This is a genomic window from Streptomyces sp. NPDC026301 (assembly GCF_055567935.1).
In genome coordinates this window covers 254,854-269,677 of the sequence record NZ_JBVHPN010000001.1, presented here as the reverse complement: position 1 = coordinate 269,677, position 14,824 = coordinate 254,854, and the positions used below count along the sequence as shown (strand labels likewise).

Genomic DNA, 14,824 nt, shown 5'->3' with positions numbered 1-14,824 from the left:
TGCTCGTTCCGGGCGCCGGCTCTCACGTCCACCGGCCGGAGCCCGAGGTGTCCGTACGGCCGGTGAGCCGGCGGCGCAGTGCCGTGCGGCGGACCTTGCCCGTGCCCGTACGGGGGACGGCGTCCCAGGTGAGGACGGCCGGCTCGCGCAGCGTCGGGAGGTCGCGCACCGCCTCCTGCCAGCGGTCCCGGTCCAGCGTGCCGTCCGCGGTGACCACGACCGGCAGCGGCGCCTCGCCGGGGCTGCCGAGCACGACGCACTCCAGGACCTGCGGCAGCCGTTCCTCCAGCACGTCCTCCGTTTGCAGGCAGCTCAGTCGGGGAGTGCGGTCGACCTCGCGGTCGAGCAGCCGGACGCTGCCGCCGCGGCTGCGGATGCCGATGTCGCCGGTGTTCCACCAGCCGCCGTGCTGCTTCGCCGCCCAGCGGGCGTCCTCGCCGACGTACGCGAGGCCGCGCGCCGCCGTCCTGGCCAGGACGAGCCCCTCGCGGCCACGCGGCAGCGGCGCGAGCGTGTCGGGATCGACCACCCGCAGCCGGGTCTTGAGCGGAATGGGCCGGCCGAGATCGCGGGCGTCCCGCTGCCCCTCGTCCGCCGACACGGCGCGGCGGGTGTGGAAGCGGAAGGTCAGCGGGCCGGTCTCGGTCTGGCCCCAGCCCTGCATCCACAGCGGGCTGCGGTGCGCGCTGGCCTGGAGGTAGGCGCGGAGGACGGGCGGGTGCACCGCGTCGTACGTGCTGATGTACAGCCGTACGCGCCGGAACGGGTTGTCCAGGCGGGCGGTCAGCGGCCGGAAGCGGACGAACGAGGCGGGGAGCGCCTCGACGACCGTCGGCGGGTGGGCGCGCAGCAACGGGTCGGCGGCGTCCGGGTCTTGACCCGTGACGATCGTGATCCGGCGCGGCGCCAGGCACAGCACGCTCGCGGTCCAGCAGAACGTCCGGCCGTGGGCGTACGAGCTGGCGTTGAGCAGCGTGTCGTCACGCCGCACGCCGATCTTCGGATACCGCACGGTCTCGAACCGGGCCAGCTTGCCGATGATCGTGCGGGTCGAGTGCACCACCAGTTTGGGTACGCCCGTCGTGCCCGAGGTGTGGTTGATGACCAGGGGCTCGTCGTCGTGCCGTCGGCGGGGGCCGGGCGCGGGGTTCCCCTGCAGGGCTTCGAAGGCGAGCGTGCCCGGTAACGCGCCGTCCAGTACGGCGCAGGCGTCCGCGGCCCGCAGCAGGTCGGCGCCTTCGGCGCGGGCGCGCTCCAGCAGGCCCGACGTGGTCACGAGCAGGGCGGGGCCGAGGCGTTCGAGCAGCAGTCGCAGCGTCTCGCCGGGGAGCTGCCCGGAGAGCTGTGCGGGGACGGCGCCGATCCGCACGGCGGCGCAGGCCAGCAGGTCGTAGTCCCAGTGGTTGTCCTTGACGATCGCCACCCGGTCCCCGGGACGGGCCCCGGCGGCGGCCAGCCGGCCCGCCATGTCCTGCACGAGCGCGGCCAGTCCGGCGACGGAGTGCGTCGTACCGGCCTCCGGCGCGATGTCGAACGGCCGGTCCAGCCGGAATTCCGTACCGTGTCCCCGCTCGGCGCACTCCTCGAACAGGGTCCCCATGTCATGCGGTTTCACGCGTCGTCTCCCGGTCGGTCGTGTCGTGCGGGCGGGGTCCGCGCAGCCGGCTGAGGACGCGCGAGGCGGCGAGCGCGCCCGCGCGCACGGCGCCCTCGGAGGACGGCCGCAGCATCACCCAGTCGCCCGCGTACTCCACGGGGCCGGTGGCGCGCGCCATGAAGGACGGGCGGCGGCGCAGCGCGGCGGGGGTGGCCTCGGGCAGGCCGTGCGGGAAGGCGTGCACGAAGTTGCGCATACCGGCCTGCTCCAGGCCCGGTACATAGCGCCGGGCCGCCTTGGTGAGGCGCTCGACGACCTCCCGTTCCGGCGCGGCGAGCAGCTCGGGGATGGTCCGCGCGTGCGCCATGAGGGTCAGCAGGCCCTTGCCTGCGGGGGCCCGCGCCGGGTGCTTGACGTGGTCGGCGATGACGCCGGAGAGCACGCTGTCCTCCGCGTCCGGGGCGAGGAGGAGGTACAGGGGCTCGCCGCCGGCCCGCGGCCCGAGCGGCCGGTCCAGCAGGCAGCTCACCTTCAGCGTCGGCGTGAACGTGCACGCGGACAGGAAGGCGGCCTCGTCCGCCGAGGGGTTGGCGTGCAGCCGGGCCGCGACGGGCGCCGGCACGCAGAGCACCGCGGCGCGCGCGGTGACGACGCCGCCGCCGATCCGCAATCCCGCCGAGTCCTTGTCGGCGACCACTTCGTGCACCTCGCTGCCGGTGACCACGTCGAGCCCGGCGGCGAGCCGGCGGGCGAGCAGGTCCATGCCGCCCGTGTACGTACGCCAGCTCGCCGGCCCGCCCGCGTCCAGCAGCAGGCTCAGCATCGGGGCCGCGGCGGAGCGCGCGGTGTCCCAGCCGAAGAAGCCGCCGGCGATGGGCTGCAGGAGGTAGTCGTGGAGGTCGGGGTGGTAGCGCCCGGCCAGTTCCTTGACGGTCGTCCTGCCCAGCGGGGTGCGCTCCGGGTGGTCGGCGTCGAACTCCGCGCGCTGCCGCGCGAGCCGGCCCATGAGGCGGGCCAGGTCCAGGCGGGCGCGCGGGCCGAGCCCGGCGCCGGTGAGCAGCGCAGAGCGCTCCGCCACGCCCGGCCGGGCACGCGCGCCGCGCCACATGCCCAGCCGGCCGCCGATCCGCGGCACGTCGCCGTCCGGCACGCCCAGCCGCTCGATCAGCTCCCAGGTGGCGCGGTAGCCGTGCCGGGGCAGCTGCTCGGCGCCCTCGTCGACGGTGTAGCCGTCGTGCCGGAAGCTGCGCATCCGGCCGCCGACGTGCCGCTGCTTCTCGTACACCCGGACGCTCAGCCCGGCGCGCTGCAGCTCGTGCGCGGTGGTCAGCCCGGCGATGCCCGCGCCGATCACGGCCACGTCCAGGTCCGGGCTCATGCGGCGGCCCCCGAACCCACGAGGAGGCCCGACCCCACGAGGAGGTTCGCCGCCACCAGCAGCGCCACGCTCAGGCGGTGCACCGCGAAGCCGGTCTTCCGGGCCCGCATGATGTCACCGCGCACGAAGCCGGTGACGAACTGCTTCGTCCGCAGTGCCGTCGCGGGCAGCATCAGCAGCACGAACCACCACGGGGCGATGCCGGTGGCCGAGGCGACCGCGCCGAGCAGGAACTCCGCGGCCGACAGGCAGCCGATGAACACCGCGTTGCCGCGCTCCGACACCAGTGCCGCCACGGTCGGCCGCCCGACGGCCCGGTCGCCCTCGACGTCGTTGGTGTTGGAGTACACCCCGAACATCAGCGGGCCGAACCCGAACAGCACGCCCTGCACGAGGAGGAACCCGGAGAAATGGCCGGCGGCGAGGCCGTACGGCGCGACAACCAGCACCACGCCCAGCGCGACGAGGAACGCCTCCTGGAAGCCGTGATAGCTGATCTTCAGGCCGTAGGAGTACTGGAGGGACACCACGAACAGGGCCGCGATCAGCACCAGCGCCCACGTCGGACGGTGCGGCGCGACGGTCACGGCGGCGGCCCACAGGACCGCGCCGGCCAGCGCCGTCACCCAGGCGAAGCCCAGCGCCTCGCGTTCCGTCAGGGTGCCGGCCACCAGCGGCTTGCGCAGCTTGTTGCGCAGCGGGTTGTCCGGGCCGTAATTCTGGGTGTCGCTGCCGTCGCGGAAGCCGGTCACGTCGTCCAGCGCGACCATCGCCATGATCACGCACACCTGGCCGAGCAGGAACACCACGAGCATCGTGCCGGTGGGCCGGTCGAACCGGGCGGCGGGCAGCAGCACGGCGGCCAGCACCACCAGGATGCTGAGGTAGTAGTCGTAGACGTCGAGCTTGCCCAGCCGGACATAGCTGCGGAGCCGGTGCTCCGTCCGCCGTGCGGCGGCCCGCGGCAGCCCGGCCGGTAGGTCGTGGTGTGCCATCTGCCTTGTCCTCCTTGTGAGTTGGTCGCCTTCTGATCGGTCGCCCGCTGCACGGCCGCTTGCTGCTCAGCGGCTCGCTGCTCGGTCGCTTGTTGCTCAGTGGCCCGCGAACGCGCACACGGCGTCGGCGACGTACTCGACCTGCGCATCGGTCAGATGCGGATACACGGGCAGCGCCAGGGCGCGCCGGCTCGCCTCCTCGGCGTGTGGCCACCGGTCGCCGGGCGCCGCGTACACGGCGAACGCGGGCTGCAGCGGCAGCGGGAGCGGGTAGTAGGCGTGGGACTCGATCCCGCGCTCCCGCAGCCGCCGCTCCAGCTCCTGCCGCCGCTCCGCGAGGACCGCGTAGACGTAGTAACAGCGGCCGTCGCGGCCCGCGGGCGGCGGGACCACGCCCCGCTCCGCCAGCGGCGCGAACCGCTCGGTGTAGTACTCGGCGATGGCGGCGCGCCGCTCCAGCCGCCGCGCCAGCCCGCCGAAGCGGTGGATCTGGAACGCCGCCTGGATCTCGTCGAACCTGCTGTTCCGCCCGATGACGTGATGCAGGAACCGATGGCGGCCGTCCTGCCCGTGATTGCGCAGCATCCGCACCCGCTCCCCGAGCGCCGCGTCCCGGGTCACCACCACGCCGCCCTCGCCGGGCATCCCGAAGGACTTCACCTGCACGAACGAGAACACCCCGGCCTCGCCCCACAGCCCGGCGGGCCTGCCACCGAGCACCGCGCCCTGCGCGACCGCCGAGTCCTCGACGAGCCGGACGCCGTGGCGCCGCGCGAGGTCGGCGAACTGCGGCATGTCGGCCATCACGGAGAAGATGTGGGCCGGCATGAGCGCCTTGGTGCGCTCGGTGATCCGCTTCTCCACCTCGGCGGGGTCGGCGACCATCGTGTGCGGCCGGACATCGGCGAATACGGGCGTGGCGCCCAGGTGCACGACGGAGGAGGCGAGCGGGGCGCAGCCGAAGGCCGGTACCACCACCTCGTCGCCCGGGCCCACGCCGAGCGCGGCGAGCACCAGGTCCAGCGCCGAGGTCCCGCTGCTGCAGGCGACCACGTCGGCGGCGCCGAGCGATTCCTGTAGCAACTGCTCGAACCTGCGGGTGTGTTCCCCGAGGATGAAGCGCTGTTCCGGTGCGAGGCCGATGTCGCGGAGGAGGTCGAGCAGTACCGCGCGGTCGTCCTCGAACAGGTCCGGCGGGAAGAACGGAATACGTGGCGCTGTGGTCATTCCGGCCTCCCGCGGTAGAACGCGCTGATCGCCTCGCAGACGCGGTCGAGCTGCCGCTCGGAAAGGTCCGGATGGAAAGGCAGCGCCACCGCGCGCTCGCTCGCCGCCTCCGCATTCGGGAAGTCCCCCCGGGAATGGCCGATTTCCGCGAAGCAGGGCTGCAGATGCAGCGGGGTCGGGTAATACACCTCGGTCCCGATGCCGTGCCGGGCGAGATGGGCGACCAGTTCGTCCCGGCGCTCGACCTCGATCAGATAAACGTAGAAGACGGGCGAGGAGTCGGGGCCGCGGTCGACCACTTCGGGCAGTCGCAGGACGCCGGGAATTTCCCTGAGCCGTTCCCCGTAGGCCGCGGCCAGTTCGCCGCGGCGCGCGATGTCGGCGTCCAGCCGGGTCAGTTTGGCCAGCAGTACCGCCGCCTGGATGTCGTCCATCTTGCTGTTCACGCCGGGCAGCGTGGACCGCGTCGAGATCGTGGGGAAGTCGTCGAGGGTGCGGCCGAGCCGGCCGTGGTGCCGCAGGCCGGAGACCAGCTCCGCCGTCCCGGGATCGTCGGTGAGCACCGCGCCCGCGTCGCCGAGCGCGCCGAGCGTCTTGCTCGGAAAGAACGACAGCACGCCGCCCGCGCCGTGCAGCCCGGCGTGCACGCCGCGCTGCCGCATGCCGATCGCCTCCGCGCTGTCCTCCAGCAGCACCAGCCCGTGCCGGGCCGCCACACCGGCCAGGCCCGCCATGTCGGCCATCTGATGGAAGAGATGCGCGGGCAGCACGAAGCGGCTCGTCGGCGAGACGGCGGCGGCCAGCGCGGCGGGGTCCATGGCGTACGTGACGGGGTCGATGTCGACGAACTGCGGCCGGCCACCGGCGAGCGCCACCGACGTGGCGGTGGCCGCGAAGGAGTACGCGGGCACCAGGACGCCATCGCCGGGCCGGATGCCGCAGGCGCGCAGCAGCAGCACCAGCGCGTCCGTCCCGCTGTTCACCCCGATCACATGGCGCGCTCCCGTGTACGCGGCCAACGCGCTTTCCAGTTCCGCCACCTGACGGCCGTGCGAGAATTTCCCGTTGTCGAACACCTCGTTCACACGGTCCTCGATCAATGGCCACAGTCGCGCGAAGGTCTTGGCCTGGGAGAAGAATGGGACTGTATGACAATGCCCTTGAAAGGTCGCTACCTTCACCACCCCCTAGTACACCCCCCTGGTACACATTCGGCGGTTTCCCGCAGGGTGAGTGATCCCCCGTTCGCACCAATCGACACATACCCCCTGGCATATTCACACTTTGCGGTAAGTCCTATTCATATTTCTTGACTCCCCTTCTGGCGGCACGCAGCATTCGCTTGTCCGATGAACGGCGCGCACGCCGCGCACCTTTTTTGGAGGAAGATGCTGCAGCCCCTCGTGATCGGGCTGGGCCGGTCCGGAGCCGGACTTCATGTGAAGGCTCTCGCGCGCCTGGCCGCCTTACCCGAAGGTCCGCCGGTCACCGGCCGGTTGATCGCCTGCGACCCGCGCCCGCAGGCCGGCCACGGCCTCACCGGCGTGACGGTCACCCGCTCGCTCGCCGAGGCCGCCCGGCTCGTCGCCCCGCCGGCCACCGTCGTCCACGTCTGCACCCCGCCCCGGGCACGGGCCCCCGTCCTCGCCGAGCTCGCCCGGCTGGGCTTCCGCAGGTTCCTCGTCGAGAAGCCGCTCGCGGCCGACCGCGCTGCTCTCGACGCCATCGACCGGCTGCGCCACCGGTACGGCCTCGACCTGGTGGTCATGAGCCACTGGCTGGCCGCCGGCCTCACCCACCGGCTGCGCCGCCTGGTCGAGGAACGCCCGCACGGTGCGCTGCGCCACATCGCCTTCGCGCAGCACAAACCGCGCTTCCTCAAGTCCCTCACCGAGGACGGCCACCCGACCGCCTTCGACGTGGAGATACCGCACTCCCTCGGCGTCGTCCTCGACCTGGCGGGGCCCGCCGACCTCGTCGACGCGCACTGGAGCGACCTGGCGTGCGAAGGCGGCGTACGCCGCCGGATGGGCGGTGCCCGGCTCACGCTCCGCCACCACTCCGGCGTACGGACCGAGATCGCCTCCGACCTCGCCTCGCCCGTCCAACAACGCAGCGTCACCCTGCGGTTCGAGCGGGCCACGGTGGTCGGCCACTATCCCCTGAGCGAGCACGACGACCACGCACAGCTCGTCCTCCCCGACGACCCGCACCGCCCCCGCGTCTTCCGCGACGACGCGCTCACGGCCTTCGTCCGGCAGACGTACGAGGACTTCGCGGCGGGCCGGCGGCACGACTCGACCCTGCCCTACGACGTGGTCCGCCTGCTGTGCGCGGCGAAGGACCACTGCCGCGCCGCCGAACCCCCGACCGCGGGGGAGACCCCCGCCGCCCCGACAACGGAGGAACCGCATGTCCGGTGAACGCCCTTTCCCGCAGCACCGATTGACCGGCATCGGCGACGAGGCGGCCCGCGGCCTGGACGGGCAGCTCGACGCCGTCCGCCGGCTCGGCTGGAGCGCGCTGGAGCTGCGCACCATCGACGGTGTGCCGCTCGCCGACCTCGACGCCGGCACCTTCCGCACCGTCGCGGCCCGGCTCCGCGACGCCGGCCTCGACGTGCTCTGCCTCGCCTCCCGCATCGGCAACTGGTCCCGCCCCATCACCCACCCGTTCGCCGACGACCTCGCCGAACTGGACACGCTGGCCGACCAGTGCGCGGCCCTGGGCTGCCGGTACGTACGGATCATGTCGTACCCCGACGACGGGCTCCCCGAGGCCGAATGGGCCGCGCGGGCCGTCGACCGCGTCGCCCGCCTCGCCGCCCGCGCGGAAGCGACCGGCCTCACCCTGCTGCACGAGAACTGCGCGGGCTGGGCCGGCGACCGCGCCGACCGGATGCTGCGCCTGGTGCGCGAGGTCGACAGCCCCGCGCTGCGCCTGCTGTTCGACACGGGGAACGGCGTCCCGTACGGCTACGACGCGCTCGGCGTCCTGGAGCAGGTGCTGCCGCACGTCGCCCACGTCCACGTCAAGGACGCCGTACGGGCCCCGGACGGCACGGTGGCGTACACGCTGCCCGGCGACGGACAGGCGCGCGTCGCCGACTGTCTGCGGCTGCTCCTGGAGTCCGGCTACCCCGGCGCCTTCTCCCTCGAACCGCACCTCGCCGTCCGGCCACACGAGGGCTTGCGCACCCGTGACGACGCGGCGGCGCTCTTCGTCCGCGCGGGGCGGCGCCTCGAAGAGGTACTGGCGGGCGTGGCGCCGCACGCGACGACGGCCGCCGCCGCGGGCCCCGGCGGAACGTCGGAAGGGGCCCGCGCATGACCGGCGGCCCCCTGCTCGGCCCCGCCGACCTTGACCTGCTCCACCGGCTGCTGCGCACGCCGACGGCCGGCCCGCTGGAGACCGGCCCCGGCGGCGTACCCGCGCGGCTGTGGGAGGCACAGCACGACTACGCGCGCGCCGCCGAGGAGATCGGCATGCGGGTCGTGCACCACGCGGCGCCACCCGCCGCCTGCGCCGCCCGCCCGGACGTGCCCGCGGCCGTACGACGGGCCGCGGCCGACCCGGACTTCCTCGCGCTGCAGCCCAGCCTCGTCCTGCGGCTGGGTCCCGCGCGGCCGCCCGCCGCGACCGTGATGTGCAACGTCCACCTCGACACGGTCGCCGGGCAGCAGCCGGTCACCTTCGACGGGCGGCGCTTCACCGGACGCGGCGCGGCGGACGCCAAGGGCCCGGCGGTGGCCCTGCTGGCGGCCGTCCGGGCGGCGGCCGCGGCGGAACCGTCCCTCGGCCGCGACACCGCCGTCCTGATCCAGGCGGTCGCCGGCGAGGAGGGCGGCGCGATGGGCACGTACGGCACCCGGCCGCTGATCGAAGCCGGGTACTACGGACGCCTCAACCTCTTCTGCGAGCCGACCGGGCTGCGCTACCTCCCCCGGGCCACCGCCTCGATGACCGCGCGGATCACCGTCGACGGCGAGGGCGCGATCGACGACCGCCCGGACACCGGTCACAATGCCACGGTCCTCCTCGGCTTCCTCGCCCAGCACCTGGCCGCCGCCCTGGACGGGGCGCTGCCGGACGGCCGGGTCTGTGTCGCCGGACTGCACACCGGCGACCTGCACAACCGCGTCTACGGCCGCGGCCACCTGCTCCTCAACCTCTCGTACGCGCGCACCTCCGACGGCGCCGTACTGGAACGGGCGGTGACCGAGGCGTTCGACGCAGGACTCCGGGCCTTCGCCGAACGCTTCGGAGCTGCCCGAGAGTTCGCGCGCACGGCCGCCGACGCGGCCCGCATCACCCGCCTCCGGTGGGACAAACGCGGCCTGCCGTGCCTGGCCGACGCCGACCCGTGGGCTGAGGCCGTCCTCGCGGACGCGGGCGTGCCCCGATACCCCGCCGACGAACCGGCGTTCACCTGCGACGCCCTCTGGATGGCCGGCCGCCCCGGCACCTTCACCGCGGTCCTCGGCCCCGGCACCCTCGACGGCAACCACGCACACGCCGAAGGGGAGTTCGCGGACCTCGCCGACCTGGAGGCCTTCGCCTCGGCGGTGGCCGCGGTGCTCACGACCTTCGCCCGGCGCACGGCCCGGCGAGCAGACCGACCAGCGGACCGGCAAGGGAGTTCCGTATGACCCACCCAGCCAAGGACCAGGCACCGCAGCCGCCGGTACTGGTCGAGTACGACGCCCTGCGCACGGCCGTCACCACCCTCTTCGCCTCCTACGGCGTCCCGCACCGGCGCGCCCGTACCGCCGCCACCGCCCTGTGCTACGGAGACCTCACCGGGCTCGATTCGCACGGCGTCTTCAACCTCGGGCGCCTCTACCTCCCGCTCCTGGAGAGCGGGAGGGCCGACCCCGCCGCCGAGCCCCGGACCGTCACCGACCTCGGCGCCTGCGTGGTCCTCGACTCGCGCCGCGCACTCGGTCTGTGGGCAGCGGCCGAGGCGATGGACCTCGCCGTCGAGCGAGCCCGGCTGTACGGCATCGGCCTGGTCTCGGCCCGCCGCGCGACCCACTTCGGCTGCGCCGGATTCCACACCGCACGCGCCGCCGAACAGGGCATGATCGGCATGCTCGCGAGCAACTGCGGCGGCCAGCGCATCGCCCGCCCGCCGGACGGCACGCTCGCCATGCTCGGCACGAACCCGCTCAGCGTCGCCGCGCCCGCGCTGGACGGCCGCCCCTTCGTCCTCGACATGAGCACCACGGTCGTCCCCACGGGACGGATCCGCACGGCAGCGCGCCGCGGCGAGCCCGTACCGGAAGGCTGGCTGGCGGACCCGGCGGGCAACCCGCAGACCGACCCCGGCGCCTTCGACCGCGGCGAGGCCCATCTGCGCTGGCTCGGCGGCGACCCGGCCACCGGCGCGTACAAGGGCTTCGGCCTCGGCCTCGTCGTCGAGCTGCTCGCAGCCCTGCTGCCGGGCGCGGCCGTCGGGCCGGCCCCGGAGGCGCTGGAGGGCGACGGCCGGCCGCACGGCCGCGACGACGACATCGGCTTCTTCGCCCTCGCCGTCGCACCGGAGAAACTGCGGCCCGACGGGGACTTCCCCGGCGCCGCACGGGCCCTGTTCGGCACGCTGCTGGCCTGCCCGCCCGTGCACGAGAGCCGCCCCGTGCGCTATCCGGGCTGGTGGGAGGCGGAGCGGGCGGAGACGCGGCGCCGTGACGGCATCCCCCTCCCGGCCCACCTCCACGAAGAGCTCACCGCCCTCGGGGTGCTCTCCCGGGCGACGGGAGCGGCGCGATGAGGCCCCGCCGCATCGGCGTCATCGGGCTCGGCGCCATCTCCCGGTACTACCTCGCCGCGATCGACCGACTGCCCGGCTGGACCCTGGCGGCCGTGTGCGACCCGCGCGAGGCGGCGCTCGCCCCGCACCGCGGTCACGTCCCCTGCCACGCCGGCCACGAGGCGCTTCTGGCGGAGCCCGGCCTGGACGCCGTGGTCGTCGCCGTACCGAACCACGCGCACGCCGGGATCTGCCGGGACGCCCTGCGCGCCGGCCTCCCGGTCTGCGTCGAGAAGCCGCTCGCCCTGCACGCGGGGGAGGGGCGGGAGCTGACCGCGCTGGCCCGCGCGCACGCGACCCCGCTCTTCACGGCCTTCCACCGCCGTTACAACGACGAGGTCCGCCGGCTCCGGCGCGACGTGGCGGCCGCCCGGGCCCCCATCGCCTCGCTCACGGTCCGCTACCTCGAACGCATCGAGGAGCACATCGGCGGCGACACCTGGTACCTCGATCCCGAGCGGTGCGGCGGCGGCTGCGTGGCCGACAACGGCCCCAACGCCTTCGACCTCGTACGGCAGTTCCTCGGGGAGGTGCAGGTCAGCGAGGCGGCGATCACGCGCGACGCGCGGGGCACCGACCGGCAGGCGGTGATCGGCCTGCGCGCCGCGGACGGGCGCACGGCCACGGTCGAACTGGACTGGTCCTACCCCGGCGAGGCCAAGGACATCGAGGTGCGGCTGACGGACGGCACCGTGCGGTACGCGGACATGCTGGCCCGGCACCCGGGCTTCAAGGCGTCGCTGTGGCACGAGTACGCCGGCATCCTCGACGACTTCGCCGCGGCCCGGCCACCGGGGGACGACGGCACGGACGACGGCCTCGCCGCGCTGGAGCTGGTGGCGGCGAGCTACCGCACGGAACACGTCGTGACGACAGACGTGATGACAGACAGGGGAGACCAGTGACCGGACGCATGTGCCACGAGGCCGGCGCTTCGCACGGGGGCAGCACGTCGCACGAGGACGGTCCCAAGCGCTCCGTGCGCGGCGACCTCGTGAAGATCCTGCTGCACCGCCGGACGGACCGCGGCATGACGCTCGAACCGCACGCGAGCCGCTGCGTGCAACGCGGCGAGGTCCACGAACTGGTCACCACCGACCAGCGGGAGACCCGCCCGGGCTCCCGCATCGACCGGGTCGGCTTCCTCGGCTTCGTGGAGCTGGCCTGCGCGGGGGTGATCGACCGCGGGGACGACGTCTGGATCGACGGCCTCTGCATCGGCACCGTCGTCGGCTTCGACGCCTGCCACTTCCCCAACCACTACAACATCCTGATCCGCACCGGCCGGCTCGTCACCGGCGGCGACCTGGAGCTGTGCCCCGAACTCCCGGTCGCCTTCACGCAGATGAGGTCACCGGCCCACTGACCGCCGCTCACGGACACGGCGCGGCCGGTGGCCCCGCGGGGACCACCGGCCGCGCCTTTCGCGTCGGTGACGGGATCAGCCGAGCAGCTCGACGTCCAGCTGGCCGAAGTGGTACTTGCGTACCGCCGCGAGCAGTTCGTCGAGCGACAGCTCGCCGTCGTCGTTGGTGTCCACCTTGCGGAACGCCTCCTGGGCGGCCGAGCGGTCCACGCCGATCCCGCCGAGCCACGCCTCGAACTCGCTCGCGTTGATCTGGCCGTCGGCGTTCTTGTCGCAGAGACCGATGATGCCCTTCACCACCGGGCCGAGCGCGCGGTTGAAGTCGGCCTCGCCTCCTTCGAAGATGAGGTTCTCGGTGACGCGCAGGAACTGGTCCTGGGTGAGCGGGCCGTTCGACGGTGCCCCGGCCGCCTGCGTGAGGTGATCGAAGAGGCTGCGGAACGCTTCCCGCAGCGACCGCGCCTCCTGGGAGTCGGTGGCCTTGCCGAAGTTCTGCGCGATCTTCCCGGCCTCCTGCTCGAAATCCTGCCATTCCAGGATTCCGTTGCCGTCCGAGTCCCACTTCTCGAAACGCTTCCGCAGGCGCTCGTTCGCGACGGGAGTAGCCATGGGTGTGTCCTTTCCTCGATGTGCGGGATGTGCGGGATTTCAGCGGCGCTGGACAGAACGTCGGCGCCGCCTCGCGTGGCCTTCCTTCTCCGAAGGCCCGCAAGTCTGGAATTCAGAGGAGCGTGACCCGGGCTCCGGAGGCCCTTCCGCGGGTGTCCAGCAGGGCACAGTCCGCGCGGGTCAGCGTCGTCATGTCGTAACAGGTGTGGTCCTGCAGGAGAATTGCCAGGTCGGCACCGGCCAGGGCGTCCGGCAAGGACTCCACGCGCTCCAGGAATTCACCGTCCGCGGCGAATTCCGGTACATACGGGTCGTGATAGCGGACCGTGATGCCCCGGGCGCGCAGGCCGCTCGCCACGGGAGCCGCCGGCGATTCCCTGGCGTCGGCCACATCGGGCTTGTACGCCACGCCGAGCAGGACGACCGCCGCCTCCGCGGGCGCCTTCCCCATGTCGCCGAGGAGCCCGACGGCCCGGCCGGCGACGTGCTCCGGCATGCGCGACACCACCTCGTGGGCCGCGGACAGCATCCGGAAGGAGAAGCCCTCGGCGTCGGCCTTCGCCGCGAGATAGCGGGGATCGACCGGGATGCAGTGGCCGCCCACCCCGGCCCCGGGCCGGAACGGCGCGAACCCGAAGGGCTTCGTCGCGGCGCAGTACAGCACGTCCCACACGTCGATGCCGGCGCGGTCGCAGTACAGCGCCACCTCGTCGACGAGCGCGATGTTGACGTACCGGTAGGTGTTCTCCAGCAGCTTGGCCATCTCGGCCTCCCGCGTGCCGCGCGATACCACCAGCGTCTCCACGAACCGGCCGTAGAAGGCGACGGCGTGCTTGGCGCACAGGGGGGTGCAACCGCTCACCACCTTCGGGGTGTTGCCGATCCCGAACCGCCGGTTGCCGGGGTCGATGCGCTCGGGCGAGTACGCGAGATGGAAGTCCGTACCGGCCCGCAGTCCGCTGCCCTCCTCCAGGATCGGCCGGACGACGTCCTCCGTGGTGCCCGGGTAGCTCGTGGACTCCAGGACGACGAGCATGCCGGGGCGCAGGCCACGGGCCACGGCCTGGGACGCGGTCCGCACCGCGCCGAGGTCCGGCGCGCCGCCCGCGCCCAGTCCCGTGGGGACACAGATCACGACCGTGTCGGCCCGGCCGGTCACGGACGCGTCGTCCGTCGCGCGGAACCCGGCGGCCACCATCTCGGCGACGTCCGCGTCCGCCACCCCGCCGACGTGCGAGCGCCCCTCGTTGAGCCCGCTCACCACCGCGGCGGAGACGTCGTACCCGACGGTGCTCAGACCCGCGGCACACGCGGCCCGCGCGAGCGGCAGCCCCACGTGCCCCAGGCCGATCACGGCGAGATCGACGGTCATGGAAAATCCCCCCTCGTTCGCAACGGCTTCTTCCTCGCACCCGCGTCAGGCGGAGAAACTCCCGCTGTTCGGCGGGACGTGCGCCCCGAATCCCGGCTGCACGGTCAGCGACGGAGAGAGACAGAACGGATCGCCGTACACCTGGACGGGCTTGTCGGTGCGATTGACGAGGACATGAGCGGCGGGCGGCAGCTTTTGACAGCCCACCGGATTCTCGTACGTGGTGAGCGGCTGCAACTCGGTTTCAAAAACAGTGACTTCGCCGTCACTCGGGGCGGCAGCGGCAGGCACGACCGCGGAAACGCTCGCGATGAGCGCGACGGCTACCAGGGTGAAAACGGAGCCGACTCGGCGCATATGACTTTCCTTTCGCGGGGAACGAGCATCGCCGGAATGCTGCCCCTGCGCCCTCCCGCGTAATATTCACCCGTCAAGGTGCACCCGAACCAGCGACAATATGCCGATCCGGTG

14 protein-coding genes are annotated in these 14,824 nt (G+C 73.3%); 6 read left to right on the top strand and 8 right to left on the bottom strand.

What is annotated here, in order from left to right; genetic code table 11:
* Positions 1 to 22 precede the first annotated feature (22 nt).
* From ACZ4MH_RS01195 to ACZ4MH_RS01175, 5 genes are all read right to left on the bottom strand, one after another.
* Positions 23 to 1,600, bottom strand: coding sequence for a long-chain fatty acid--CoA ligase (locus tag ACZ4MH_RS01195; protein ID WP_351599322.1), 1,578 nt, complete (start codon positions 1,598 to 1,600; stop codon positions 23 to 25).
* Position 1,601: 1 nt separating this feature from the next.
* On the bottom strand, positions 1,602 to 2,975 hold the full coding sequence (locus ACZ4MH_RS01190; protein WP_467753702.1) for a protoporphyrinogen/coproporphyrinogen oxidase: 1,374 nt from the start codon (positions 2,973 to 2,975) through the stop codon (positions 1,602 to 1,604).
* On the bottom strand, positions 2,972 to 3,970 hold the full coding sequence (locus tag ACZ4MH_RS01185; RefSeq protein ID WP_351597966.1) for a UbiA family prenyltransferase: 999 nt from the start codon (positions 3,968 to 3,970) through the stop codon (positions 2,972 to 2,974). Before ACZ4MH_RS01185 ends, ACZ4MH_RS01190 begins: the two co-directional genes overlap by 4 nt.
* A gap of 96 nt (positions 3,971 to 4,066) precedes the next feature.
* Positions 4,067 to 5,197, bottom strand: a complete 1,131-nt coding sequence (locus ACZ4MH_RS01180; RefSeq protein ID WP_351597969.1) for a DegT/DnrJ/EryC1/StrS family aminotransferase — start codon at positions 5,195 to 5,197, stop codon at positions 4,067 to 4,069.
* Entirely contained in the window at positions 5,194 to 6,297 is a 1,104-nt protein-coding gene (locus ACZ4MH_RS01175; protein ID WP_351597972.1) for a DegT/DnrJ/EryC1/StrS family aminotransferase, read from the bottom strand. Before ACZ4MH_RS01175 ends, ACZ4MH_RS01180 begins: the two co-directional genes overlap by 4 nt.
* A gap of 288 nt (positions 6,298 to 6,585) precedes the next feature.
* Between ACZ4MH_RS01175 and ACZ4MH_RS01170 the strand changes: the two genes are divergently transcribed.
* From ACZ4MH_RS01170 to ACZ4MH_RS01145, 6 genes are read left to right on the top strand one after another with little or no spacing between them, the layout of a single operon-like run.
* Positions 6,586 to 7,620: a Gfo/Idh/MocA family oxidoreductase gene (locus ACZ4MH_RS01170; protein WP_351597975.1), complete on the top strand. Its 1,035-nt coding sequence runs from the start codon at positions 6,586 to 6,588 to the stop codon at positions 7,618 to 7,620.
* A complete protein-coding gene (locus ACZ4MH_RS01165) occupies positions 7,610 to 8,527 on the top strand; it encodes a sugar phosphate isomerase/epimerase family protein (protein WP_351597978.1) in 918 nt (305 codons plus the stop codon). Before ACZ4MH_RS01170 ends, ACZ4MH_RS01165 begins: the two co-directional genes overlap by 11 nt.
* On the top strand, positions 8,524 to 9,846 hold the full coding sequence (locus ACZ4MH_RS01160) for a M20/M25/M40 family metallo-hydrolase (RefSeq protein ID WP_351597981.1): 1,323 nt from the start codon (positions 8,524 to 8,526) through the stop codon (positions 9,844 to 9,846). Before ACZ4MH_RS01165 ends, ACZ4MH_RS01160 begins: the two co-directional genes overlap by 4 nt.
* Positions 9,843 to 10,967 carry an Ldh family oxidoreductase gene (locus tag ACZ4MH_RS01155; RefSeq protein ID WP_351597984.1) on the top strand — a complete coding sequence of 375 codons (1,125 nt, stop codon included), beginning with the start codon at positions 9,843 to 9,845 and terminating at the stop codon, positions 10,965 to 10,967. The genes ACZ4MH_RS01160 and ACZ4MH_RS01155 overlap by 4 nt, the downstream gene beginning before the upstream one ends.
* Positions 10,964 to 11,911 carry a Gfo/Idh/MocA family protein gene (locus tag ACZ4MH_RS01150; RefSeq protein WP_351597987.1) on the top strand — a complete coding sequence of 316 codons (948 nt, stop codon included), beginning with the start codon at positions 10,964 to 10,966 and terminating at the stop codon, positions 11,909 to 11,911. The genes ACZ4MH_RS01155 and ACZ4MH_RS01150 overlap by 4 nt, the downstream gene beginning before the upstream one ends.
* Entirely contained in the window at positions 11,908 to 12,372 is a 465-nt protein-coding gene (locus tag ACZ4MH_RS01145) for a DUF6917 domain-containing protein (protein WP_351597990.1), read from the top strand. The genes ACZ4MH_RS01150 and ACZ4MH_RS01145 overlap by 4 nt, the downstream gene beginning before the upstream one ends.
* Positions 12,373 to 12,447: 75 nt before the next feature.
* On the opposite strand, the gene ACZ4MH_RS01140 is transcribed toward ACZ4MH_RS01145, so the two are convergent.
* The 3 genes from ACZ4MH_RS01140 to ACZ4MH_RS01130 form a co-directional block, all read right to left on the bottom strand.
* Entirely contained in the window at positions 12,448 to 12,981 is a 534-nt protein-coding gene (locus ACZ4MH_RS01140; RefSeq protein WP_351597993.1) for an EF-hand domain-containing protein, read from the bottom strand.
* A 112-nt stretch (positions 12,982 to 13,093) separates the two neighbouring features.
* The gene (locus ACZ4MH_RS01135; protein ID WP_351597995.1) at positions 13,094 to 14,353 is read right to left on the bottom strand and encodes a nucleotide sugar dehydrogenase; all 1,260 of its coding nucleotides are present in this window, start codon (positions 14,351 to 14,353) and stop codon (positions 13,094 to 13,096) included.
* Between the two features lie 45 nt (positions 14,354 to 14,398).
* Entirely contained in the window at positions 14,399 to 14,710 is a 312-nt protein-coding gene (locus tag ACZ4MH_RS01130; protein ID WP_351597997.1) for a hypothetical protein, read from the bottom strand.
* Between the last annotated feature and the right edge of the window lie 114 nt (positions 14,711 to 14,824).

What these genes read in the sequence shown, in the direction of transcription:
- ACZ4MH_RS01195 (WP_351599322.1), bottom strand. Translation starts at nt 1,600, where the DNA reads ATGGGGACCCTGTTCGAGGAGTGCGCCGAGCGGGGACACGGTACGGAA.
- ACZ4MH_RS01190 (WP_467753702.1), bottom strand. Translation starts at nt 2,975, where the DNA reads ATGAGCCCGGACCTGGACGTGGCCGTGATCGGCGCGGGCATCGCCGGG.
- ACZ4MH_RS01185 (WP_351597966.1), bottom strand. Translation starts at nt 3,970, where the DNA reads ATGGCACACCACGACCTACCGGCCGGGCTGCCGCGGGCCGCCGCACGG.
- ACZ4MH_RS01180 (WP_351597969.1), bottom strand. Translation starts at nt 5,197, where the DNA reads ATGACCACAGCGCCACGTATTCCGTTCTTCCCGCCGGACCTGTTCGAG.
- ACZ4MH_RS01170 (WP_351597975.1), top strand. Translation starts at nt 6,586, where the DNA reads ATGCTGCAGCCCCTCGTGATCGGGCTGGGCCGGTCCGGAGCCGGACTT.
- ACZ4MH_RS01165 (WP_351597978.1), top strand. Translation starts at nt 7,610, where the DNA reads ATGTCCGGTGAACGCCCTTTCCCGCAGCACCGATTGACCGGCATCGGC.
- ACZ4MH_RS01160 (WP_351597981.1), top strand. Translation starts at nt 8,524, where the DNA reads ATGACCGGCGGCCCCCTGCTCGGCCCCGCCGACCTTGACCTGCTCCAC.
- ACZ4MH_RS01155 (WP_351597984.1), top strand. Translation starts at nt 9,843, where the DNA reads ATGACCCACCCAGCCAAGGACCAGGCACCGCAGCCGCCGGTACTGGTC.
- ACZ4MH_RS01150 (WP_351597987.1), top strand. Translation starts at nt 10,964, where the DNA reads ATGAGGCCCCGCCGCATCGGCGTCATCGGGCTCGGCGCCATCTCCCGG.
- ACZ4MH_RS01140 (WP_351597993.1), bottom strand. Translation starts at nt 12,981, where the DNA reads ATGGCTACTCCCGTCGCGAACGAGCGCCTGCGGAAGCGTTTCGAGAAG.
- ACZ4MH_RS01135 (WP_351597995.1), bottom strand. Translation starts at nt 14,353, where the DNA reads ATGACCGTCGATCTCGCCGTGATCGGCCTGGGGCACGTGGGGCTGCCG.
- ACZ4MH_RS01130 (WP_351597997.1), bottom strand. Translation starts at nt 14,710, where the DNA reads ATGCGCCGAGTCGGCTCCGTTTTCACCCTGGTAGCCGTCGCGCTCATC.